Annotated in this window: 16 protein-coding genes; 2 read left to right on the top strand and 14 right to left on the bottom strand. The window is 41.5% G+C overall.

Annotation, left to right across the window (positions count from 1 at the left end):
- Nucleotides 1-44: 44 nt before the first annotated feature.
- From BN3769_RS04410 to BN3769_RS04365, 10 genes are all read right to left on the bottom strand, one after another.
- Nucleotides 45-4,589 (bottom strand): gamma-glutamyl-gamma-aminobutyrate hydrolase family protein, encoded by a 4,545-nt coding sequence (locus tag BN3769_RS04410; protein WP_068467984.1) that lies wholly within the window; start codon nucleotides 4,587-4,589, stop codon nucleotides 45-47.
- Nucleotides 4,590-4,828: 239 nt separating this feature from the next.
- Nucleotides 4,829-5,296, bottom strand: a complete 468-nt coding sequence (locus tag BN3769_RS04405; RefSeq protein WP_068467982.1) for a GMC family oxidoreductase — start codon at nucleotides 5,294-5,296, stop codon at nucleotides 4,829-4,831.
- Nucleotides 5,248-6,111 (bottom strand): hypothetical protein, encoded by an 864-nt coding sequence (locus tag BN3769_RS04400; protein WP_068467980.1) that lies wholly within the window; start codon nucleotides 6,109-6,111, stop codon nucleotides 5,248-5,250. The genes BN3769_RS04405 and BN3769_RS04400 overlap by 49 nt, the downstream gene beginning before the upstream one ends.
- 214 nt (nucleotides 6,112-6,325) lie before the next feature.
- Nucleotides 6,326-7,456 carry a tRNA guanosine(34) transglycosylase Tgt gene (tgt, locus tag BN3769_RS04395; protein WP_068467978.1) on the bottom strand — a complete coding sequence of 377 codons (1,131 nt, stop codon included), beginning with the start codon at nucleotides 7,454-7,456 and terminating at the stop codon, nucleotides 6,326-6,328.
- Entirely contained in the window at nucleotides 7,453-8,121 is a 669-nt protein-coding gene (locus BN3769_RS04390; protein WP_154017820.1) for a queuosine precursor transporter, read from the bottom strand. The genes tgt and BN3769_RS04390 overlap by 4 nt, the downstream gene beginning before the upstream one ends.
- Nucleotides 8,122-8,317: 196 nt before the next feature.
- Nucleotides 8,318-9,241: a ribose-phosphate diphosphokinase gene (locus tag BN3769_RS04385; protein WP_068467974.1), complete on the bottom strand. Its 924-nt coding sequence runs from the start codon at nucleotides 9,239-9,241 to the stop codon at nucleotides 8,318-8,320.
- 20 nt (nucleotides 9,242-9,261) lie between these two features.
- Nucleotides 9,262-10,605: a phosphoribosyltransferase family protein gene (locus BN3769_RS04380; protein ID WP_079989406.1), complete on the bottom strand. Its 1,344-nt coding sequence runs from the start codon at nucleotides 10,603-10,605 to the stop codon at nucleotides 9,262-9,264.
- 207 nt (nucleotides 10,606-10,812) lie between these two features.
- Nucleotides 10,813-13,881 (bottom strand): efflux RND transporter permease subunit, encoded by a 3,069-nt coding sequence (locus tag BN3769_RS04375; RefSeq protein ID WP_068467969.1) that lies wholly within the window; start codon nucleotides 13,879-13,881, stop codon nucleotides 10,813-10,815.
- Nucleotides 13,878-15,029, bottom strand: coding sequence for an efflux RND transporter periplasmic adaptor subunit (locus tag BN3769_RS04370; protein ID WP_068467967.1), 1,152 nt, complete (start codon nucleotides 15,027-15,029; stop codon nucleotides 13,878-13,880). The genes BN3769_RS04375 and BN3769_RS04370 overlap by 4 nt, the downstream gene beginning before the upstream one ends.
- Before the next feature lie 150 nt (nucleotides 15,030-15,179).
- Nucleotides 15,180-16,163 (bottom strand): C39 family peptidase, encoded by a 984-nt coding sequence (locus BN3769_RS04365; RefSeq protein WP_154017819.1) that lies wholly within the window; start codon nucleotides 16,161-16,163, stop codon nucleotides 15,180-15,182.
- 326 nt (nucleotides 16,164-16,489) lie between these two features.
- Here BN3769_RS04365 and BN3769_RS04360 point away from each other — a divergent pair, with 326 nt between their 5' ends.
- A complete protein-coding gene (locus BN3769_RS04360; protein ID WP_068467963.1) occupies nucleotides 16,490-17,278 on the top strand; it encodes an MHYT domain-containing protein in 789 nt (262 codons plus the stop codon).
- 626 nt (nucleotides 17,279-17,904) lie between these two features.
- Nucleotides 17,905-19,281 (top strand): alanine/glycine:cation symporter family protein, encoded by a 1,377-nt coding sequence (locus BN3769_RS04355; RefSeq protein ID WP_068467961.1) that lies wholly within the window; start codon nucleotides 17,905-17,907, stop codon nucleotides 19,279-19,281.
- A gap of 178 nt (nucleotides 19,282-19,459) precedes the next feature.
- Here the strand turns inward: BN3769_RS04355 and BN3769_RS04350 are convergent, their stop codons facing one another.
- From BN3769_RS04350 to BN3769_RS04335, 4 genes are all read right to left on the bottom strand, one after another.
- Entirely contained in the window at nucleotides 19,460-20,140 is a 681-nt protein-coding gene (locus BN3769_RS04350; RefSeq protein WP_068467959.1) for a class I SAM-dependent methyltransferase, read from the bottom strand.
- Between the two features lie 37 nt (nucleotides 20,141-20,177).
- On the bottom strand, nucleotides 20,178-20,867 hold the full coding sequence (nfi, locus tag BN3769_RS04345) for a deoxyribonuclease V (RefSeq protein ID WP_068467957.1): 690 nt from the start codon (nucleotides 20,865-20,867) through the stop codon (nucleotides 20,178-20,180).
- 122 nt (nucleotides 20,868-20,989) lie between these two features.
- On the bottom strand, nucleotides 20,990-21,505 hold the full coding sequence (locus BN3769_RS04340; protein ID WP_068467955.1) for a KdsC family phosphatase: 516 nt from the start codon (nucleotides 21,503-21,505) through the stop codon (nucleotides 20,990-20,992).
- Between the two features lie 19 nt (nucleotides 21,506-21,524).
- Nucleotides 21,525-21,980, bottom strand: coding sequence for a NanQ anomerase/TabA/YiaL family protein (locus BN3769_RS04335; protein ID WP_068467953.1), 456 nt, complete (start codon nucleotides 21,978-21,980; stop codon nucleotides 21,525-21,527).
- Between the last annotated feature and the right edge of the window lie 54 nt (nucleotides 21,981-22,034).

Raw genomic sequence — 22,034 nt, 5'->3', positions numbered from 1 at the left:
ATTCAAGGGCTGTTTTGAAATGCGGACTCTTAAATGGCCAACGGTTATTTCTTTGCTGGCGATATCCAGTAACCCCATGAATGGGCGACATCGTTCAAATAGTCCAGAATGGCTGCGTTTTCTTTAGGATCTAAACCGGGATTGATGCGTAAGCTGGTTGAGCCATCTTCTCCGGCAATGAGAGTGATATTGGGATGATAAAATCCAAAGCTTGGCCTTCTGAAGGCTTTTATGCCATATTCATCGCATTTGATGTAAAAATAATTGATCATGCTGAAGGCCCTGACTTGATGGCCAAAGCCAACGATTTTTAAATCAATAAAGCAAGGTTCGGTCTCTTCATCAAATGTGCTGACTCTGACTTTCTGCGAACTTGTTCCATTGGGGATAAGCGCTTTGGGCAGGTTCTTCATGATCTCTCTTGTATTTTCAAAGATCTGCTTGCGATAGGTATCAACCGTAGTAGGCGCAAATTCATTGGATAGGCAGAACCATTGTTGGCTTAAAGGATCAGTCTGATGCACTTTATTTTCTAGAAGCCCATTAAAGGGTTGCCAATGGGCTGAGCCATTGTTTACCATATAGAAAGGTGATCCGAAGTAATTATCCATGCCCAGCATGTCAAACTTTTGACCGCTGTGGAAGAAAACAAAATTCAACTTGCCATCTTTGATTTCTTGCTCGAATTGCGCCAGCAATTCTTTAATTTGAGGGGAATGGAGATAGTCGATTGTACAATCAACCGCAACCGTAAGATGCTGGGTACCGGATTGTTCATTTTTCTTCATAATTTTTCTGACGTCTGATGCAATGTCAATATGCGCATAATGGTGGTGATCGGTGTCTATCTCAATATTGGGATTGGTCTGGCAGGCATAAAAATCCACTTTAGTGACGCTTGGATCGTCGATCATCTCATCAAACTTATAATTATTTCCCATGACAAGCGCTTGCTCATAGTAAAGCCCCTTGCTATAGCATCTTGTTACATTAGGATCTTGCTGCATAAGAGCCGCATTCATTCCGGCAAAGAGGTTGACCGCCGTTTTACCTAGTCCTGCTTTGACAGAACTTTGAAGGCCTTCGGGAACAATCGGTTTTAATTGCTCTTGATAGATCTTGGGAAAGTCTTCCGCTTGATAGGGACGGGCCAGCTCAAGCAATGCCGCCATTTCTGCATGCGCCAATTCAATATATTGGGCAAATTTGGCAAAGTCATTTGTCTGAAGTTCGGCATTTGCTAAATGCTCTTTAATTTGATAAAGAGTTGTTTGAACAATTTTCCTTGTCGCGGGATTTTCGTTTAAGGCATTCCATTTTTCTTCGCTGATTTTATGCATCAGTCCATTCAGGAGTTGCATAGTTGAATGGCCTAAAATAGCGATTTGAGGCTGCTCTTTCATCAAGTCGCTAGAAGCAAATTTTTGAGTCAACCGCTTAGCGAGCTCCGTTTCAATTAAATCCGTTTTCTTTGGAAAGTAAAGCGCATTATCCCCTCTGACGGCATACTGAATGTCGGGACGCAACTCATGGGCATTCATGGCATATCTGCGCATGTTGATGGCGCCTAAGGCAAGGCCCGTATGGCCAATGAAATCGATAAAATGAGAATATTTACTTTCCAATGCGCTTTTATTCAATTTAGAAAAGACGGGCAGGACTTTAATTCCACCTAAATTTTCTTCCACTTGCACGCGGGAGATCGTCGTAATATTGTTTTTGAGATATTCCTTTAACTTGTGCCGTTGATAGCGGCTATTTTTTAATTCGGGATATTGATTGGAAAGAATTTTGATGGATTGATCAATTGTTGCATCGAGCTTGTCTTTAATTTGACTTAATTGCTGTTTGGCTTGTCTCTCTGCTTCTGGCGAGCCATTGGTTCGCATAAGGGCTTCGAACTGCGACGTTAAATCAAATAAAATACCAGAAGACAACTCTTCTTCTAATCCTTTGCCGATATTGGGATGCTTGGAGAAATGGGCAGCTAGGGTGCCGGCCATTGCATTTGCCCATGTCTTCTCATCATTTCCCATTACTGTAAAACTTAGAGGAAAGAAGTGTTCCAACTCGGTTGTCTCGGTCAAAATAAGCGGGCTTGAATCTGCGAAAGCGAGCCCCTTATTATAAGGGGCGCTGAATTCTAACTTCTTCAGAAATTCTGTTCGATGATAGTAATAATTGGAATGAGGATGGACTTGATAATTCGATTCAAAATCGTTGACCAGCCATTTGGTTTCCCAGGCTCGGACAGGAGCCGCTTTATCTAAATAGTTATTGATCAAGAAATTAATCTGTTTTTTGATTTCTGGATCATCTGTCTCGTTGTACGCGCTTCGCAATAAGGCTAGATTGAGGTGCCAAGCCTCTTGAGAGGGGGTAACATCCTTTTTACCAGCCAGCAGCTTGTACTTGTCTATTGTTTTTTGGATAATAGGAGTAGCGACTTGATTCACGAAGGAAGCGTCTTCTGTTTTCGAAGCGGTTAAACGCCTCCAGGCATCAGAGATGGAATCAATTAAATATTTAAAGGGGCTTAAAATCGCTAAGGCTAATCGATGAACTTTTTGAGCGAAAGTTGTGGAAACTGGCGCATCGGGTATGTCTGTTGCTTCCTTCACCGCTCCTGTTTCTACTTCTACCCGCAAGGGTTTTTCAGCTGGGAGTCCAACTTTTTTTAATTTCTTCTCTCGAGGAAAAAGCTTCAAGTCTTCCCTTAAAGCTTTTTTCTTTCTTTGCGTATCTGCGGCGCCAATAAAAGCTGTGATAAGTTCTTTATTTTTCTTTGAAAAAACAAAATTGGCAAATTGATTGTGAATAGAGTCGGAATGTCCAAAAAATTCAGGATGAAATTGAGTTAAAATCAGAGGAGCGCCCTTTTTTCCTTCCAAGGCTTTGGGGATTTCCATCTTAGAAAAGAAGCCTTTCTTTTGATGAATAATAATCTTTTCTAAATCCGCGCCTGTCTTATCGATAGCTTGATGGTGATCTACCAATCCTTTGAATTCTTCATCCTTTATAATTCCCTTGATAATTCCTTGTTCTTGTCCCTCTCTCGTAGGTGTAGTTTGATAAGATTGAATGGAAAAGAGTTGTCCCCCGACATGCTGCTTCAGCGTTCCGCCATAATAAATATTTCCTAATTGCGAACCGCGGCAGATTCCCATTAAAGGAATGCCTTTTTCTTTTGCTTCTCGAATCAAGCCGAACTCTAAAATGCTTCTTCGATAGTCTGAGTCGGTACGCGTTTTGCTTTCCTTTTTCTGTCCATAAAATTCGGGTTCGATATCGCTTCCTCCTGGAAGCATAATGGCATCTGTCGCTTTAGCCAATTTGGCAGCATGGGAAACAAGCGTATAAATTTCAGAATTCTCTTTGCGGCTCTTTTCTGTCTCCATGGTTCTACGCAAAATCGCTTCCGGAATGCTTAATTTTTCTTCCTCCGGATGGCTTTGAATATAGTCAAGTTGTTCTTTCACTTGCTTGTCTAATAGGGCCGTATCAACCTTGGAGGGAAAGTAATTGAATTTGAGAGGTAGGCTATCGGCAAGCTTGAGCGAGCGGTTGGTGCGCGTAGCCATCACACCGGGCTTAGGATTATTCCATGGCAAGACAACGACAGGCTTGGTCAGGGTATGAGGCGTGCCTCCACTAATCGCAAAATGCTTTTTGGTTTCAAACAGCAAGCAATTGATCAAATCGCAATCGGCCAGATGGCAGCTCTTCCCTTCGTCCACTTGCGCTTCAAAGAAATTGGCTCCTGCCATCTTGCAGGATTGGAAGTCAACGCTTTCTAAGCGGCAATCATAAAAATTAGTATATTCCAACTGTGCTGATTCAAAACGGACATCCTTCAATTCGCTGCCATCAAAAAGGGCATCTTGCAAGTAGGCATTATTAAAGGAGACATTCCTAAAGGCAGCTTCGCATAAGACAGCATTTTTTAAATTGCAATTTTCAAAGGTACAGTTTTCAAATGTCGAGCCGGAGAGATTCAAATATTCTAAATCGCAATCTTTAAAATGAATATTCTTAAAATCAACATTTTTAAATAAATCGGTTCCCCAATAGGGAGGAATACCAGATTTTGCAACCGGCTTAAGAAAAAGGCTCATTTGCCTAAAGTTAATATTGCTTAATTCGGAAGAGGGCAATCCCTGCTCTCTTAAAAAGTCTGCAAAGTCAATCCTTTCAGAAGGATGTTGTTCTCTATAACGCTTTAATTTTGTCAGAATTTGTGTAATTTGCTGTTCATTGACGGCTGCCTTTTTAACTTCCCGAATGACTTTATTATCAAATCCAACTGCAAAGAAATGCTGGACAGTCCGAGCTACCTTAGAAAGAGTCGAGTCATTTTGAGCATCCACTAACTTAGAAATAATAGATTTTGCCAAATCATTAAATTTATCGTTATCTAACTGTAAGTCACTGGGCAAAGTTTGCTGATAGTTTGATTGAATAATCCGGGAACAGGCAACAATAAAATCTTTATCTTTATTGCTTAGTGTAGAGATGTCTCTACCTAAATCGTTAAAGTTATTTATTTCATCAATAAAAGATTTTATTAAAATTGGATTAATTTTGGTCATAATTAACCAGGATTTTAAGTGTCATTATATTATTATTATAGTTTAATTTAATTTTTATTTAAAAATGTAATATTTGAAACTTTGATTAAATTGTACCATAAATTAAATTATAAATATTTATAGAAATTGTTAATTTTATAAAAATTTTTCATAAAATATAATAAATATTGAACGTTATTTTGTTAAATTGTTGGAATGAGATGTTAAAATAATGGATTTCTAAGAATGAGAATGAACAATTAGGATAAGAAAGAACGCTTCAAATGGGAGGCCAAGCGTCTTGCTAGGGCAAGAATGGTAAATGTGGGATTGGCATTGCCTCCCGAAGGAAAAACTGAGCTGCCCATTAAGTATAAATTATTAATGCCGAAAACTTTGCAATTAATATCAACGACTCCATCAGCAGGATTTGCGGCCATACGGGTAGTTCCCATCTGGTGGCTGGCATCTCTGATAAAGTCCAAATTGTAGCATTCCTCTTCTATTTCCAATCTTCCCAGTTGGTGACGAGCCAGCAATTCCTTTATTTTTTGGATAAATTTTTTAAATCCTAGATAATCCTCTTCTCTGAATTTCCAATCCAAGCAAGGGAGAGGCATGCCCAATTCATCATATTCTTCGGATAAAAACAAGCGGCTTTCGGCATTGGGGAGTTGTTCTAAGTAAAACTTGATTTCATAAAGGCTTTCGCCGGATACACCCCCCAATTGCGTTCAAATAAGGTTCTTAATTTTGAGCTGATAATAGGTGGTCGGGTAGAGGAACAGACTAATATTCTTTTCCAGCTACGTAGACTTTTTTGAGGATTGGACCATATTTTAGCAGGGGCCTGAGGACCGGCATTCATTCTTATGCGCTCGTGAAAATGATTGCTTACAGTTAATCCTTTTCCTTGCATCTTTGACAGATATTTCTGATAGAGAGGATTCTGATCCGGATTGACAGGATCGAAAGGCATATAAGCATATGGATGGCGGAAATTAAAAACCCCTTTTTTTATGGGTTTGCTATAACGGAATGCTTCCAATCGTTGGAAAGTTTTTTCGGCTTCTTCAATTGAAATATTCCGATAAGGAAATTCAATTCCTTTGCTGTTTACTAATTTAACTAAACGTTTGGCAAGCTTGGTTCTGACTGCTATTTCTCCTAAAAGAGGAAAAAAATTTATTATTGCGTCGCAGGTTTGTTTAGAAATGAAAATTTCCTGATTTTTTAAAAAGCGAGAGTCTTCTCTAATATAACGCTTCAATTCCTTTTTATGGTTGACCTGTGTTGGGTCTAGTTCTTTAATCGAGCATGCGGATTGTTCTGTCTGAGGTACCGACATTTGAGTAATCGTTTGCTCAGAAAGAGCGTGTTGTGCACATTCTGGGCAAGTGCAGGCTTCATTAATAAGGCCCTTCTCTCCTTCTGCTGTTTGCTGCTGCTCAGGTTCAACGGTCCAGTTATGCTCAGGGCTATGCATTTGATCAAACGCATAGGTAAAAGGAAGAAAATAAGAATTTTGATTAGAAATATTCATAATTAATTTAGTTTATTTTATTTAATTTATTTGTAATTAAAAATATTAAGACAAGTCTATTAGACTATTCTAATTATTAGAGAGGATCTTCTTTTAAGGATAGAAAATAAAAAATTTACTTTATAAATATCCCTTGTGAAGATCTTGAATGGAAAAAGAAAAGTTTTCTTGAGAAAACGTAATAATAGATTGATAGGGATTCAAGAGCAGGTTCCTACACGTGATCTTCCAAGATTTGATTGCGATAGCGCTGCATCAATTGAATCATATAATGTAAATTATGCGCTGTAGCTAAGCTCATGCCTGTCAATTCGTTTGCCTTGAATAAATGGTGCAAATAAGCGCGTGTAAATTTGGTACAAGTTGGACACGTGCAGTCTTTTTCGATTGGCGTAAACTCTCTTGAATTCTCGGCTTTAGTGACATTCAAGTTGCCTTGGGCAGTAAATAAAATGCCGTGACGGGCGGCGCGCGTCGGATAAGAGCTATCAAAGGTGTCGATCCCCAAAGGCACGCTGCGCTCGATGGAGGCTAAATCGCCAATGCCCAGTAAGTGGTTCGGCTTTTCCTCTGGAAGTAGCGGAAGGGTAAAGGAAAGAAGCGTATGCATTTCTTCCTTATTTTTTCCCATGCTTCCCCCAATAGCAAATCCATCGAAGTCCAGTTTGGTTAAAAATGAACAGCTTTCTTGCCGCAATTCAGGATTAATCCCTCCATGAATGACAGCATACATCGCTTGTCCCTGAGGATTTTTTAAATGCGTTTCAAGCGAGCGTTTTTCCCAGCGATGCGTTCTTGCCAGCGATTTTTTTAATGACTCATGAGAGATGTGATAGGGAGGCAATTCATCAAAGGGAATAATGATATCTGCGCCCAAATCTTTTTGCGCTTGAACGGACGTTTCCGGTGTCAGCAAGACTTTTGCTCCATCCCGATAAGAGCGAAAAAGGACACCTTCTTCTGTAATCTTAATGACGGATCCGCCTTGTTTTTTTGTGCCGCGGCTTTTTAATTCGTCGGCAACTGATCCATAGGCTAAACTGAAGACTTGAAAGCCTCCCGAATCGGTGATAATGGGCAGCTTGCGATTAATAAATTGATGCAATCCGCCAGCCTGCTTGACAACTTCAGTTCCCGGTTGAAGCAAAAGATGATAAGTATTGCAAAACATGAGCTGCAGGCCGATATCATGCAGGATCGAGTTATCCAGGGCCTTAACAGTTCCGTTGGTTCCAACAGCCACAAAATTGGGCGTGTCGATGATTCCATGCGGTGTATGAATGCGTCCTACACGGGCGCGTGATTTTTTTGAGCGATGAAGAAGCTCGAAACGAAAAGAATTCATGTTTTGACCCATCTCATAAAAGAACTAAAACAAAAAATGACAGCAAGCTTGACGAAGAAGCTGACAAGAATAATATCGAAGAGAGAAGCGACCATTCCATAAAGGCCGGCCACGCTAAACAAGCAAGTATCTAAAAATTGGGAGACAACTAAGGCTAGGCCGGCTCGCAAGGCAAAGCTGGCTTGAGGCATCGCCTTTTTAAGAAAACCAAAAAAACGGATGTCAATTTGCTGAACAATAAAAAATACGCTCATCGAAGCGATAAGTAAGCGAAAAGAAGGGGAAAGGATAGTGACAAACGCCGCCTGCGCTGTATCAAAGGGGCTAGGAATGTAGAGTAAGTGCAATTGGGAGACGAGGGCGAAGAACAGCATAAAGAAAAAGCAAATCCAAGTCGCTTGCTGTGCTTCTTCTCTGCTGAAATACTCTTGCAAAAAGTTGAGGCCTAAAAGACTGCCAATGGCAAAGGCGTCGCTGGCCGTCACATTAAACCCCAGTAAAGTAATTTGCTTGAGGACAAAGAGGTTGGCAATCAAGGCTTGCACGGCAACCCAACTCGTAAGAGCCGCTTTGCCAAGCTTTAAAGCTCCTATTGCAAAACCGATAATCAGCAATGCCTGTATAATAAATAATAATTCATTCATTTTTAAAGAAGATGAGTACAAATCTTATCTTCTTTTGAGACCTAGATTTGTCCTTTAATTATTTAATTTAATTAGATGTTTGGTATTTATCAGAAGCGCAGTTCGTAAAATTGGTCGATCTGATTTCCTATAGCCTTTAGGGCGAATCTATTATAGCAGAAATTTTACTGGAATCAAGGAGAATTTATTAAAAGGGCGAAGCTAATAATGATAAGGTTTAAAGAAATCCTTGTTTTTTTATGAAATCCGCAAAAAGCGAAGCAATGGAAAGAATGCGGATTTTATGGGAATGCTGCACTCTTTGCGAGTGGGGAATACTATTTGTGGTAATAAGAAGATCAATAGGGCTGCGTTCAATATTTTCAATTGCCTGGCCGGTAAATAATCCATGGCCGATTAAGGCTATAATTTGCTTGGCCCCTAGCTCGGCACAGGCATTGGCGGCATGTACAATTGTGCCAGCAGTTGAGCACATATCGTCTGGAATGAAGACCGTTTTTCCAGCGACATCGCCAACGAAAAGATTGAGATTGACTTGGAAAGCATTTATCCGTTCTTTATCGATTAAAGCGATAGGCAGATTGAGCTGCTTGGCATAGGCGCTCGCGATTTTGATTGCCCCTTTATCAGGAGCAACAATAATGGCATTTTCCAAAGAAAACTGCTTGCAATAAGACAGAAGGATTGGGCGGCTGACGAGATGGGTAAAGGGAAGATCAAAGAACCCTTCAATCTGCTCAGAATGAAGATCTAATGTGATTAAATGATCGATTCCTGCTGTTGCAAGAAAATTGGCGACTAATTTGGCTGTGATGCTTGTGTTTGGAGGGCATAGACGGTCTTGGCGGGCATAGGCATAATAAGGTAAAATAACTGTAATGAAATCGGCAGAGGCTCTCTTCAAGGCATCAATCATAATAAATAATTCCATTAGATAAGTATTGGGATTTAAAGCGGGAGATTGCAAAACATAGACGGAGCGTCCTTGGACAGGCTCTAATATATCTACGGCAATTTCTTTGTCAGGAAAAGCATGCAAGTCAATTTTTCCCATAGGAATGGAAGAGAGCGCAGCTATTTCTTGAGCGAGGCTTGGATGGGAAGATCCGCTAAAAAGAATGGGAGTTGAACGTGAAGTCATGGCTGCTATTTGCTTCTTGATTAGGTATTAAGAGAAAGGGGTAAATAATGGTTGAACCATTGAGCCGCTAAGCGCGAAACCTCTTCCAAAGCGCCGGGTTCTTCAAATAGGTGGGTGGCGTTTGGGACAACCGTTAGCTCTTTAGGGCAGGCTAGGACTGCGTAAGCTTGTTGGTTGAGCACCAATACAGTTGAATCGTCTCCTCCTACAATCAATAAAGTAGGAGAGCGGACTTGAGGCAGGAAGTCTCGAGCCAAATCTGCTCGGCCGCCTCTTGAGACAACAGCAGAGATGGTCTTTCCTTCTTTGGCAGCGGCTATCAAAGCAGCTGCCGCGCCTGTGCTGGATCCAAAATATCCAATCGGCAAAGATTTCGTTTGGTTTGTTTGCTGAAGCCAGTGGGTAACCTCCAGCAAACGATTGGCTAGTAATTCAATGTCAAAACGAAATTCGCGGGTTTGTTGGTCGATGCGGTCCTCAGGTTGGGTGAGGAGATCAATCAAGAGGGTGGCCAGCCCATTTTTATTTAGGAAATCTGCGACGGCTCTGTTTCGAGGGCTAAAACGGCTGCTTCCACTACCGTGGGCAAATAGGACAATCCCTTTAGCCTGATCAAAAAGATGGAGCGTGCCCTCCAGGCTTTCTTTCCCGATCGGCACTCGAACTGTTTGTTCTCGAACAGCTGTAAGAGGAATAGGAGAATGGCGAGGGAGAGTTGCTTGATTGGCTGCCTGCTCATCCGCTTCTTTGATCAAATTTAAGACTTCTTGATCGCTGGTTTGGGAAAAGTCCCGGTAGTAAAGCCCAACCCCCCCGAAATCTACTTGGCTATGCAGGCAAAAGACTTCATCCGCAGCCTGCTCGATTAATTCTAAACTATCTGTTGCAGCAACAGGGATGGCGACAATAATTCGTTTAGCCTGCGCCTTTCTCATCCATTGGATCGTCGCCATCATTGTCGCTCCAGTCGCTATTCCATCATCCACTAAAATAACGGTTGCTTTTTTTAAATCTGGCAGGGGATTTTTCTGGTATAAAGCCCGCCTTTGCTTGGCAACAGCTTTTTCCTTTTCTATTTCATGTTGAAGATAAGTTTTAGAGACAGCTAGTGAGTGAATAATAGAATCATTGAAGAATCCGCTTCCATCTTCTGCAATTGCCCCTAAAGCTAATTCGGGCATGCCAGGAGCGCCAATTTTTCGAGGAGTCGCTACATATAAAGGGAGGGAAAGTTTTTTGGCTATTTCAGCCGCGACAACAACGCCTCCTCTAGCAAGTCCAAAGACAAAGGTGTGCTCTCTTTTCGCAAAAAGAGTGAGCGCGGCGGCCAGCTTTTGTCCAGCATCCTCTCGATCTCTAAACATAGGATTACCCACTGAATGTTGTGTTAAAAATTACTTTAATCCAGGAGATATTTATTGAATAGAGGGTAAAACTTTTAATCCTGGGTTCATCCTTTCTCATTTATACTAAGGAATAGATCCTAGAGCATGTATTGAAGCGCTCGATTTGATAGGTCGTTGGAGAGCATTTTAAAAATAGATGGGTGAATCCATCTTTTTAATTTATAGCTATTTGCTGCTAAATTTTTCCCTTAATTGCTCGAGATAAAGATAGATGACAGGAGTCAGAAAAAGAGTGATTAACTGAGAGATAAGCATGCCGCCAATAATGACATAACCGAGAGGCCGTCTTGAGTCGGCGCCTGCTCCTATTCCCATGGCAATCGGAATAGCTCCCATGATCGCGGCGATCGTTGTCATCATGATAGGGCGGAAGCGCACCAGACTGGCATCGAAAATGGATTTCTCGGCGGATTCCCCTTTTTGCCGAATATTGTCCAAAGCAAAATCCACAATCATGATCCCATTTTTCTTAACAATTCCAATCAGCAAAATGATGCCTAAATAGGCATAGAGGGAAAGGGGCTGGCCTGTGAAAAATAAGGTTAACAAAGCGCCGACGATGGCGGGCGGAAGTGTGGAAAGAATGGTGAGCGGATGAATAAAACTTTCATAGAGGATTCCCAAAATAATATAAATGCTCAAAATGGTAATGATAATAAGGAATCCGACGCTTCTGATCGATTCTTCAAAAGTCTCTGCCGTCCCCTTGACATCTCCTGTGACTTTATCGCTGAAGGTAGCCGCTGCCATTTCGCGCAAGTGCTGGAGTCCTTGGCTTAAAGGAATGTTAGGAGCAAGATTGAAAGAGATTGTAACGGCAGGAAATTGCGCAAAATGGTTAATGCTGGCAGGACCTACACTTTCTTTCAAAGACGCAACGGCTTTGAGCGGCACAAGCTGATTGGTTGTGCTCGACCGCAAGTAGATGAAATTTAAGGAAGAGGGATTGCGTTGAAAATTTCGATCGAGTTCTAAGATAACATCATATTGATCCAGAGGGGTTTGGATGCGTGAGATGCGATTGCCAGAGAAACCGAGAGATAAAGTCTGTTCAAAATTGGCAGCATCGATTCCCAATGCCGAGGCTTGGTCTCGATCAATGACTAGAGTTTGTTGGGGAGTTTTTATTTCTAAGTCCGTGGAAACGCCTTGAAACAGCGGATCTTGGCGCATCTTTTGCAGGAGAGCGTCAGCTCCTCGATAAAGTTCGTCTTGATCCAAGCTTTGCATGAGATATTGATAGGCAGCTCTGGCTTGAGAGCCGATGCTCAAATCGATTAAAGGGATATTTTTTAGATAGACATTCACACCTGGAATAGAGTTAAGTTTTTTATTGAGTTGCTGGATGATCTGTCCGACAGGCGAGCGCTGATTTCTAGGAATGAGGCGTATAAAGATTAATCCTTGCCGATAAACCGGCGACGCGCTGATTGACATCAAGGATTCAATGAACGGCTCTTGCCTTAATAGCCTAATAACCTGCTGCTGATAGGCATTCATTTGTTCCGAAGAGGTGCCCTGTTCAGACTCGGTATAGGCGATTAAAAATCCAATATCTTCATCGGGAATAAAATCCGTGGGAAGAATTTTGAATAGGAAAGCGCTCAAAATCACACTGCCAATTCCAATTAAAAGCATCATCCCTCTGTGCTCTAAAGTCCATTTAAGGCCCCTTTCGTAGTGCCTAAGCATCCAAGCATTCAATTGCTCGGAAAGAAAGGCTATTTTCCCTCTATGTAGCTCTGTCCGTGGAGGAAGAAAGCGGCTGCAAAGCATAGGCGTCAGCGTTAGAGAAATAAGGCCGGAAATAAGAGTCACCACGGTTAGCGTGATGGAAAACTCTTGAAAGAGCTTGCCTATTAAACCGGCCATAAAAATAAGGGGAATAAAGACCGCTACTAGAGATAAAGTCATTGAAACAATGGTAAAGCTGATCTGTTTGGATCCTTCCAATGAAGCGTCAAGAGGAGAATTTCCTTTTTCAATCCAACGGACAATATTTTCCAAGACAACAATGGCATCGTCAATAATAAATCCAATTGCTAGAGTCAAGGCCAGTAAAGAAAGATTGTCCAGAGTATAGCCAAGTTGGTAAATGACGGCAAAAGTGGCTATAATAGATAAAGGCATAACTAAAGCCGGAATAAGCGTATCCCGGAATTTGCCTAAATAAATAAAAATGACGAAAACAACTAAAATAAAGGCTAGGACAAGGGTGAATTGCACATCCTTAATTGATTCGCGGATCGATTCCGAGCGATCAAATAAAATAATTAGTTCCAAAGAGCCGGGTAATTGAGTTTTTAAAGTGGCCAGTAATTTTTTCACCGCGTTGGCAACCGTGACTGTATTGGCGCCGGGTTGGCGTTGGACGGCTAAAGTGACGCTAGGTTGATTAATGCGATGGTCAATATAATGGCGTTCGCTGCGATCATCCCTCAAGCTATCAAGAACCATTCCTAAATTTTCCACTCGGACAGGCGAACCATTCTTATAAGCAATGATCAGCGGCCGGTATTCGTTTGCCGTATAAAGGGCGCCTGTATCATAAATTGTTGAGGCTACATGTGTTCCATCAAACTGGCCTAATGGCTGGTATTGGTTGCCGCTGCTAATATTGGCAGAAATGTCCGGCATCGTAAGGCCAAGAGAAGCAATTACCCCTGGATCCACTTGCGCCCGTACGGCTTTGGGCGTTCCGTATACTAAAACTTCGGATACGCCTTCTAGAATAGAGATGCGTTGCCCAATCAATGTATTTGCATAATCGTAAAGCTCGCCCCGCGTCACTGTAGGAGATGTGACAACAAGGTAAAGAATGGGGGTCGCTGAGGGATTGACTTTTTTATAAGTGGGCTCCTGGGGAAGATTAGGCGGAAGATTGGGCCTAGCGCGTACAATGGCCGCATCGACATCGACAGCGGCCAAGTCGATGTCTTTATTGATGTCAAATTCGAGAATGATGCTTGTCGAGCCAAGCGTATTGGAAGAGGTGACATATTTGATTCCCGGAATCGTCATGAATTCTTTTTCGAGAGGGGTAGCGACTGTATTGGCCATGATCTCGGGATTTGCCCCCGGAAAGGGAACAGATACCGTAATGGTGGGGTAATTCACATCGGGAAGATTGCTCACCGGTAAAGAAAAATAAGCATAAAGGCCTAAAATGAGAATCGCTGCCGTCAGAAGGGTGGTCATGACAGGGCGTAGAATAAAAGGCTGGGATAAGTTCATGCTTTCTCTTTTTTCTGCGATTCGTCATTTGAGGCGATATATACTTTAGAGCCGGGAAGCAAGTTTTGCTGGCCTTTGGTGATCACTTTTTCTCCGACTTTGAGGCCGCTTTCAATGACAATCAAGTGATCAACCTGCTGGCCTTTGACCACTCGGCGATATTCGGCCGTCGAATCTTCAGGCCGATAAACATAGACATAAGAGCCGTCTTGGCCGATTTTCACTGCTTCCTCAGGAACTAAAATTGCATTGGGCTTCGTATCGAGGAGAAGGCGTACACGGACAAATTCGCCTGGCCATAGCAGTTCATCTTCATTGGGAGCTTCTCCCTTTAGCATAATCGTACCGGTATTGGGATCCATGTGATTGTCCACAAAGTAAATTTTTCCCTCACGCGGCTCTTTAGGCAATTGAGGCAGTAAGACAATAAATTTCAAATCCCCTTGGTTTCGTTTAAGGGCTTTTTGCACCTCGATAAAGTCCTTTTGTGTAATGGAAAAACGGATATCTGCCGGTGTGATCTGCCTAATGTCTGTAATGGCATTGGGATCATTGGCAGTCACAAGATTGCCCGGATCAATATTATATTGGCTGATTTTTCCATCCATGGGAGAGACAGGCATACACCATTCCAAATTAAGCTTGGCTATCGCAATGTCTGCCTGGTCGCTGAGAATTTGCCCTTTATTTAACTCGACTTGGCTCACATATTGATCATATGTTAATTTAGAAACATATTCCTTTTTTACGACTTCGCTATAGCGTTTGGCTTGCTCTTCAGCAAATTTTAAATTGGCTGTATCCTTAATCAAAGCGGCTTGCGCACGATCTAAATTGGCTTGGAAAGGACGGGGGTCAATCTTGTACAAGGGATCGCCCTTCTTGACATATTGCCCCTGCGCCACAAAAACCTCTTGCACGATTCCGCCCACTTGAGGCCTTAGCTGAACCACTTGCAGGGAATAGACATTGCCGATCGCCTCAATAAAGAGCGGGACGTCTTGCTGGGTAACTTCAGCAACAGCAATAGGGAATCCCTGATGCGGTTTGCCTTTATTAATCGAGCAGCAAGCCAATACGAGTAGCAAAGCCGCATATGGCAAGGCTATATAAGTAAAGGAGAAAGTCAAAAATTTGCTTTTGGCCATACATACTTTAAAAGCATTAAAAATTTTTAGGTGATTTTTTCAACTCGTTAAATTTTAAGAATCTATTGGAAAAGCAGTTTGTTCTTAGCAGAATTTTATAAAATTCGGAAGTGATAAAAAATAAATTTTAATGAGGCTGTTATCTGCCCATCAATCGAACGACAGCCTCTGGGCAGGTGCAAAAAAATAAGCAATGCATCCTCTTCGCTTCCATGCTAGAATGAAATCTTCCCACAAATAGCAAACATGAGTTTGATCGTCTGTTGGAAAAGCGGGATCCATGCATAGAATGTGTTTGGTCTGAGGATCGTATCCTTTGATGACAATAAGATGGCCATTGTCGTAGGAAAGGGGAGCTCCAGGCAAAGAGCCCTTGACGCTTACGACTACCGGAAGCCCAAGATGTAATTGATGAATGACTTGCTGCCATTCCACGCAACGCATGACCCAGCATTGCCAAGCAGGCCCTAATTCTATAAAAGCCTGAGCGGTATTTAAGACCCAATTTCCGTAAATATCAAATCCGCTATCGTGCACTTTTTCAGCAAATTTCAGCGGACACATCTTCTTCTGCGTAAGATAATTAATGACCGCTGCCGTTGAAGAGGGTGAACATAAGCTTCGATGCCTGGGATGAGCTAAAGCGAGTTGAGAAATCCCCGGAATAGGGATATCAATAAAGGAAGAATCCCCTGTCTTATCTTGAAAGCAAAAGTCTTTTAAGCGAGTCGTGCAAGCATGGAAAGCAAAGATATCTTTTAAAATAGCCCCTTGATGGGCCTCGACACGAATTTTGAATCCTGTGGCAGTTTTTCCTTCTAAACAAGTGGCAATATCTTGAAAAACCTGCAAAGAAAACTCTTGTTTATCTTCAAAGCTTTTTTGGTCCTGGTTGGCCCAATAAGCATAAAGATGCCAAGGTGACCAGTCTTCCAATTTCAATGAAAGGGAAAAGGTGTAATATCCATGCAAGGGACGAAAGGCATTCCACGAAAGAATCATTTCATCAAAAGAAGGGATATTGTCTTCTATCCATTCATAGGCTTGATTGCAAGAAAAGGGGGATGCTAAGCGATGATGGTAAATAGAAGAGGCTGGAAAAATTTCTGAAGAGAAAATTGATCCGTTGGACATAAAGCGGCAGCCTTGGTTGAAATTTTTTGGGCTGAGAAAAGATGGAATATTCACTCGATATGGCCCGTTCTCTCCTATTGCCTCTTATGGAGATAACTTCAAATATCGATTATAATGGGTTTTAATATCCTCTCTTAGGAGGGGCCGAATAAAAGAAAAAAGAGCTCGAATCTAAGCGATTATGAATTCGATCCCAGCCTCTAAATATTTAGTGATTGTGATTGTCGATCAATTTTCTTACTGCTTGTTGTAGTAAAATGCTAAAAGCTATAAAAACTAATAGAGGTAAAAGATAAGCACAGAGGAAATTTTAATTAGCTGTAAGTATGATGAATGATTTCCTTCTTTCTACTTTTATTGAATGGGCGCCTGCTGTTGTCCCTTATGCCTACCCGCACCATTATCATATTGGTTTAGTCATTTTATCTTATTTGGTTTCATTTGTCGGGTCTTATGCCAGCTTGTGTTTTGTCACGCAAGCCTTAAATCAAGAAAAGAAAGAGAAGCGAATTCCTTGGTTATTGATAGCTGCAATTACGGCCGGGGGATGTGCAATTTGGACCATGCATTTTATTGGCATGATGGCTCTTAACATTGGAATGGATGTCTACTACGATCTTTCCTTGACTTTGGTTTCTATGTTGCTCGCCATATTAGCAACCGGTATAGGCTTGCTTATTATAGGATTAAGAGAAAAGACATGGCCACGGCTTCTTTTGGCCGGACTTTTTATGGGGGCGGGAATCGCTATGATGCATTATACAGGCATGGCGGCAATGATTTTAGATGCTAAAATGACCTATCGTCCTTTTTTATTTTCTCTTTCGATTGCGATTGCCATTTTGGCTTCAATTGCAGCCCTTTGGCTTTTTTTTAATGTCAAAGGAAAGGGAAAAAAAATGTTAAGCGCTATGATGATGGGAATTGCTGTCTGCGGCATGCATTACACAGGCATTGCAGCAGCCGTTTTTACCCCCCTTCCCTTTTTTCCAAAAGAAGGATTGGATAACTTGAATGTTCAAAAAGCGGATTTTATCTTATATATTGTTATCGCAATCATATTTAATTTAAGCCTACTCGTTTTCATTACCATGCAAGAGCAAGAAGTCGATTAGCATGCTTAGAAGCGACCTTGTCTTTTTTTTCTTTCTACACTTTTCTACTCCTCTCTTTTACAGTAAATATAAAAATAAAATTTTTTGTAATACTGTGAAGATAATTATATTGTCAAATTAAAAGACCTTTGATATAAAACTATATTATAATCTATCTATGTTCTGATTGCCATTTTTGGTAATGGACTTACTGAGAGAGACTGCTGTCGAAGGTTAGATTTGAGAGTTTCCTTAAGAGAAAATAATCTTGAATAGAGACGAATTGGCAAGTCGGCGAGGAAAATTGAACTGTTTTCTTTGCAGCTATTGTTAAGATTTATTTAAACCATTTAAATTGCAGATATTATTGGTCATTTAACGACATCATATAAGTCGCTATGCAACAATTTTATAAAATAAAAGCTTTTCCTTGCCTTGACTTATTACCTCTTGAGCAAGAGATAGCCTTGTTATCTTCTCCCTCCTTTAGTTTTTCCTCCCCTTTAGGGGAGAAAAAATAGCCGAAGCCTTCATTTTTTTTGCATGTACATCAATCGCAAATCATGAGATAATCCAGAGCCCTATCAACCACGGTATTCAGCTTTTAAACCGTTAAGATAAATAAAAAGTTAGGTTAGAAAAAATATATGAATTTTGATATAAAATCTTTACTAACAGGTGTTAACGAGGCCTTTACCTTCTTTCTGGTTTTCCCGACCATTATTCTCTTCGGGCTGTATTTAACTTTTAAACTTCGCTTTGTTCAAATTTCGAAATTAAAAATGAGTTTTTGCTGCCTTCTTAAAAAAGAAGAGAGCAGCCAAGGGAATATTAGTCATTACCAAGCCATATCGGCTGTTTTGGCCGGTAATTTTGGTACGGGAAATGTTTCCGGGATGGCAGTCGCAATTGCGACGGGAGGTCCAGGGGCTTTAGTCTGGATGTGGATCATGGCCTTTTTAGGGGCATCTATTCAGTATGTAAGCTGTGTATTAGGGGTTAAGTATCGCAGGCAAAATGCTGATGGCGAATACGTTGGCGGGCCTATGTATTATTTGAGGGATGGATTGGGGATGAAGTTCTTGGGAACTTTATTTTGCCTTTTTACTATTATGGGAGCCCTCACAGTTGGTAACTTTGCGCAAATCAATTCTGTTACCTTGCCTCTTAAGCAGTTAGGATTAGATCCTTTTATGTGCAGTTTATTGATTGCTTTATTGGTAGGCGCCGTTTTGATTGGAGGTGTCCAGCGGGTTGCTAAGCTTGCTTCTTTTATCGTACCTGTAAAAGCGTTGGTCTATTTGGGTACTGCTATTTTAATTTTGGGCATGCATGCAGACAGGGTTATTCCTGCATTTAAATTGATGCTAGTTTCTGCTTTTGATCCGCAATCTGCTCTGGGTGGGACGTTAGGATTTGGTATCGTTAAAGCAATTAGTTCGGGATTTGATCGTGGAATTTTTGCGACAGATGCCGGGACGGGGATTGTTCCTATTTTACAATCTAGCGCACGCACGACCAATCCCATTATGGACGGAGTCGTGACGTTAGTAGCACCTTTCTTGGTCATGATTGTTTGTACAACAACAGGCCTTGTCCTTTTAGTGACTGGAGCTTGGCAAGAGGAAGGGCTTCAAAGCACTAATATGGTTACGCATGCGTTTGCAAGCGGACTAGGAAATTCCATTGGAGCTTATATTGTCATTATTTCCCTCATTCTATTCGCCTATACGACTATTTTAGCTTGGGCCTGCTGCGCTGAGAAAGCAATTGGTTTCTTGTATGGAGCGCGCTATGCCGATCGCTTTAAGTATATCTATACGGCTCTTATCCCCATAGGGGCAGTTTTGCATGTGGATTTAATTTGGCGCTTGGCGGATGTCTCTATTTCTTTAATGCTGTTGACCAATTTAATTGGAGTTATCGGTTTATCGAAGCAAGTCATTGGGGAAAGCCGCAGCTTTTTCTTGAAAAAAGTGGAAAGAGAAACCGAATCATTTGAATTGGAAGCGGTTCAGTCTTAATCTTGCCGCTTTGCAGAATAACCTGAGTGTGGAGTTTTTGTCCTTTGACTGCGTGAAAGAGCAAAAAAACCACACTCATGTTAATAAGTAACATCCCTTAAAAAATTTTAATAGATTTACTTTGGCCTTGAAACTTCAGAAAGGACAATTAAAGACTTGTTCTTTTGCTGAATAAATTCTAATTTGCTTTTTGCATAATAAATTCCAAAATAACGCGCGGATAAAGCTGGCCATGCATGTGGCTGGTCGATTCTCGCTGAGTAAACCCGACAATGTTGAAAAGCGGCTGAAATTCCTGTTCGATATCTTCTTTGGAAAAGATGACGGAGGGAATGGAGGTAAAAGGATCGATGATCGTTCCATAGGTCTTGCTGAGGTCTTGCCTTAGAGGACCATAAAACCCATCTTCATAAGAAGCTAGGCTCAAAAGGTAAAACCCATCATCTTTTAAAACTCGATGAAGTTCTTGCCTATATTGAAAGCGCTGTTGCTCGTCCGTCTGATGTTTATAGCAGAAAATATCAATAGCTGATTCAAATGTTTTGGCTGCGAAAGGTAAAGGATCTGTTACTGATTGGCAGTAGGCTTTAAGAGGTAATTTTAATTTTGAGGCCAATTCTTGAATAAATAGACTATTCTCAGGCAGCAAATCAATGCTGAAAGTATCAAAGCCCTTTTCAGCAAAATAGAGAGAGTTGCGCCCTTTTCCACAGCCTAAATCTAAGATGGGGCCTGCGGTTTTATGTTGCTCTTCCAAAAATTGCATAAAGTGGATCACGGCTTGACTGGGTTGCGTTTTGTAAGAAGAGGGAATGCCTTGCTGAGAGTATTCTTTTTTCCAAAGACTTTTAAGAGACATAAAATTTCCTAAATTAGCCTGATTGATGCTTGATGAATTAAGATAAGCGCCGACGCGCGTTAGCTGCTATATGGGCCTGCCTTGTAGGTTCAGGAAGCCGATAGCCGGCTAGGCTGTGCATGACAATTTCAATAGCTGTTTCGAGCGTTATCCGATGGCCTGCTGAAATAATAAGCGGATTGCAATTTCTTTTGGTACGCAAGATGGTTGCAATCGGTTGTTTTTTCCATATTAAGGGAACATGGCTTCCAACCGCTTCCCCTAATATTCCTTCCGGCTTTCCGACCAAGATGGATTTAGCCACTCCAATTGTTGGAATATCAAGTAAGACGCCTATATGGCTGGCTATGCCTAGACGGCGCGGATGGCTGATGCCATGTCCATCGACTAAGATAATAGAAGGGCGTTTAGGGAGCTTTTGAAAAGCCTCAATTAGAGCGGGTGTTTCCCTGAAAGCTAAAAAGCCGGGTATATAGGGAAATGTTTGTTGCTGAGCGGCAGAGGCCTGAGCTTGCAATTTGAGCGATTCTTTATCAATTAAGACTGCACTGGCATAGACCATTTGCTTGGGATCCTGCAAATTATTGCTAACATCCATTCCTCCCAGCAGATCCACTGTACCAAAATCATCTACCAAACGCACGCGATCGGCGAGATGTTGTTGGATCTCGCTGGCTTCTTCTAAAGAAGAAGGAAAAAGCCAGTTAGATGGAATATTGATATTCATGGCCAGCCTCCTCAATTAAAACCAATCCGCCCAATCAAAAGACGCCTTGATACGCACGCATGAATTTTACCCGCGGATGCATTAAAAACCCATTAGCGGCTTTAAGACATCCTCTTATTAGATCACCAAACAACCGGAAGGGTATTTGAATGATTTTGAGCCTTTAAAATCATTTCAGCGACTTCACGCACAGCCCCCTGGCCACCTGCTTTTTCGCATACATAATCAGCAATGGCAAGAATAAGAGGCACGGCATTACTAGGGCAAGCGCGGAAACCGGCAATCAGCATGGGAGCTTCATCATTGACATCATCGCCCATATAGGCAATCTGTTCCAAAGACAACGCTAATTTTTCGGCCAACTCTTCCAGTGCTTGCCTTTTTGCTTGGCAGCCTAAAATGACATGCTTAACTTTTAATTTTTTAGCTCTTGCGGACACAATAGGGGAAAGTTCGCTAGTCATAAAAGCTATTTCAATACCCGCTCGCTGCAATAAAGTGAGGCCCATGCCATCTTGAACAAAAAATCGCTTAAGCGTATCCCCTTCAGCCGAATAGTACATGCCTCCGTCTGTCAATGTGCCATCGATGTCCAAAACAAGCAAGCGGATTGCTTTTAAACGTTCATCTAAATTCATTTTTTTCCTTCTATTCTTTTTATTCCGGGACAGCCACTTTCATAATAATTTTGTTTGCGGAACCCATAGCCGCTAATGGCGCATGGGCATCTTCGGGAAAGAAGATGGCAAAAGTGGTTGCAGGAAGAGGGATCCATAAAGATGGGGCATCGGAGAAGAAGGCAATATCCTTGTCTGATTGATAATCTTGTTTGATTTGTTGGCATTCTTCCAGCGGTTTCCAACCGATTTCTTCAAACCCCGAAAAAGTATATTGGATATCAATATATTGCCGATGAGCTTCTAATACCGCTCCTTGGCGAGACTTACCCTGTACCTGTTCGAAAATGGCAATGAGCTGTTTTCCTGCGATTTCTGTTCGAGAAGGATGAAATGTTTGAGTGCGGGAAGCTTGGATTAAAAATTGAAAAGCCTCCTCAAATCCTGGATGAATCTTAAAATAGCGCTGGCAGCGGCTGAGAGAATCAACGATCATGCAACCTCTTTTAATGGCGATTTCTATCAAGTTTGTATAAGGTGAGAGTATGAA

It is taken from the genome of Candidatus Protochlamydia phocaeensis, assembly GCF_001545115.1.
GTDB lineage: Bacteria > Chlamydiota > Chlamydiia > Chlamydiales > Parachlamydiaceae > Protochlamydia_A > Protochlamydia_A phocaeensis.
Note: the sequence above shows the minus strand (reverse complement) of the source record. Positions and strands in the feature narration are given on the sequence as shown.

What these genes read in the sequence shown, in the direction of transcription:
- BN3769_RS04355 (WP_068467961.1), top strand. Translation starts at nt 17,905, where the DNA reads ATGAATTTTGATATAAAATCTTTACTAACAGGTGTTAACGAGGCCTTT.
- BN3769_RS04410 (WP_068467984.1), bottom strand. Translation starts at nt 4,589, where the DNA reads ATGACCAAAATTAATCCAATTTTAATAAAATCTTTTATTGATGAAATA.
- BN3769_RS04340 (WP_068467955.1), bottom strand. Translation starts at nt 21,505, where the DNA reads ATGAATTTAGATGAACGTTTAAAAGCAATCCGCTTGCTTGTTTTGGAC.
- nfi (WP_068467957.1), bottom strand. Translation starts at nt 20,867, where the DNA reads ATGAATATCAATATTCCATCTAACTGGCTTTTTCCTTCTTCTTTAGAA.
- BN3769_RS04360 (WP_068467963.1), top strand. Translation starts at nt 16,490, where the DNA reads ATGATGAATGATTTCCTTCTTTCTACTTTTATTGAATGGGCGCCTGCT.
- BN3769_RS04375 (WP_068467969.1), bottom strand. Translation starts at nt 13,881, where the DNA reads ATGAACTTATCCCAGCCTTTTATTCTACGCCCTGTCATGACCACCCTT.
- tgt (WP_068467978.1), bottom strand. Translation starts at nt 7,456, where the DNA reads ATGAATTCTTTTCGTTTCGAGCTTCTTCATCGCTCAAAAAAATCACGC.
- BN3769_RS04365 (WP_154017819.1), bottom strand. Translation starts at nt 16,163, where the DNA reads ATGTCCAACGGATCAATTTTCTCTTCAGAAATTTTTCCAGCCTCTTCT.
- BN3769_RS04380 (WP_079989406.1), bottom strand. Translation starts at nt 10,605, where the DNA reads ATGTTTAGAGATCGAGAGGATGCTGGACAAAAGCTGGCCGCCGCGCTC.
- BN3769_RS04370 (WP_068467967.1), bottom strand. Translation starts at nt 15,029, where the DNA reads ATGGCCAAAAGCAAATTTTTGACTTTCTCCTTTACTTATATAGCCTTG.
- BN3769_RS04350 (WP_068467959.1), bottom strand. Translation starts at nt 20,140, where the DNA reads ATGTCTCTTAAAAGTCTTTGGAAAAAAGAATACTCTCAGCAAGGCATT.
- BN3769_RS04335 (WP_068467953.1), bottom strand. Translation starts at nt 21,980, where the DNA reads ATGATCGTTGATTCTCTCAGCCGCTGCCAGCGCTATTTTAAGATTCAT.
- BN3769_RS04400 (WP_068467980.1), bottom strand. Translation starts at nt 6,111, where the DNA reads ATGAATATTTCTAATCAAAATTCTTATTTTCTTCCTTTTACCTATGCG.
- BN3769_RS04385 (WP_068467974.1), bottom strand. Translation starts at nt 9,241, where the DNA reads ATGACTTCACGTTCAACTCCCATTCTTTTTAGCGGATCTTCCCATCCA.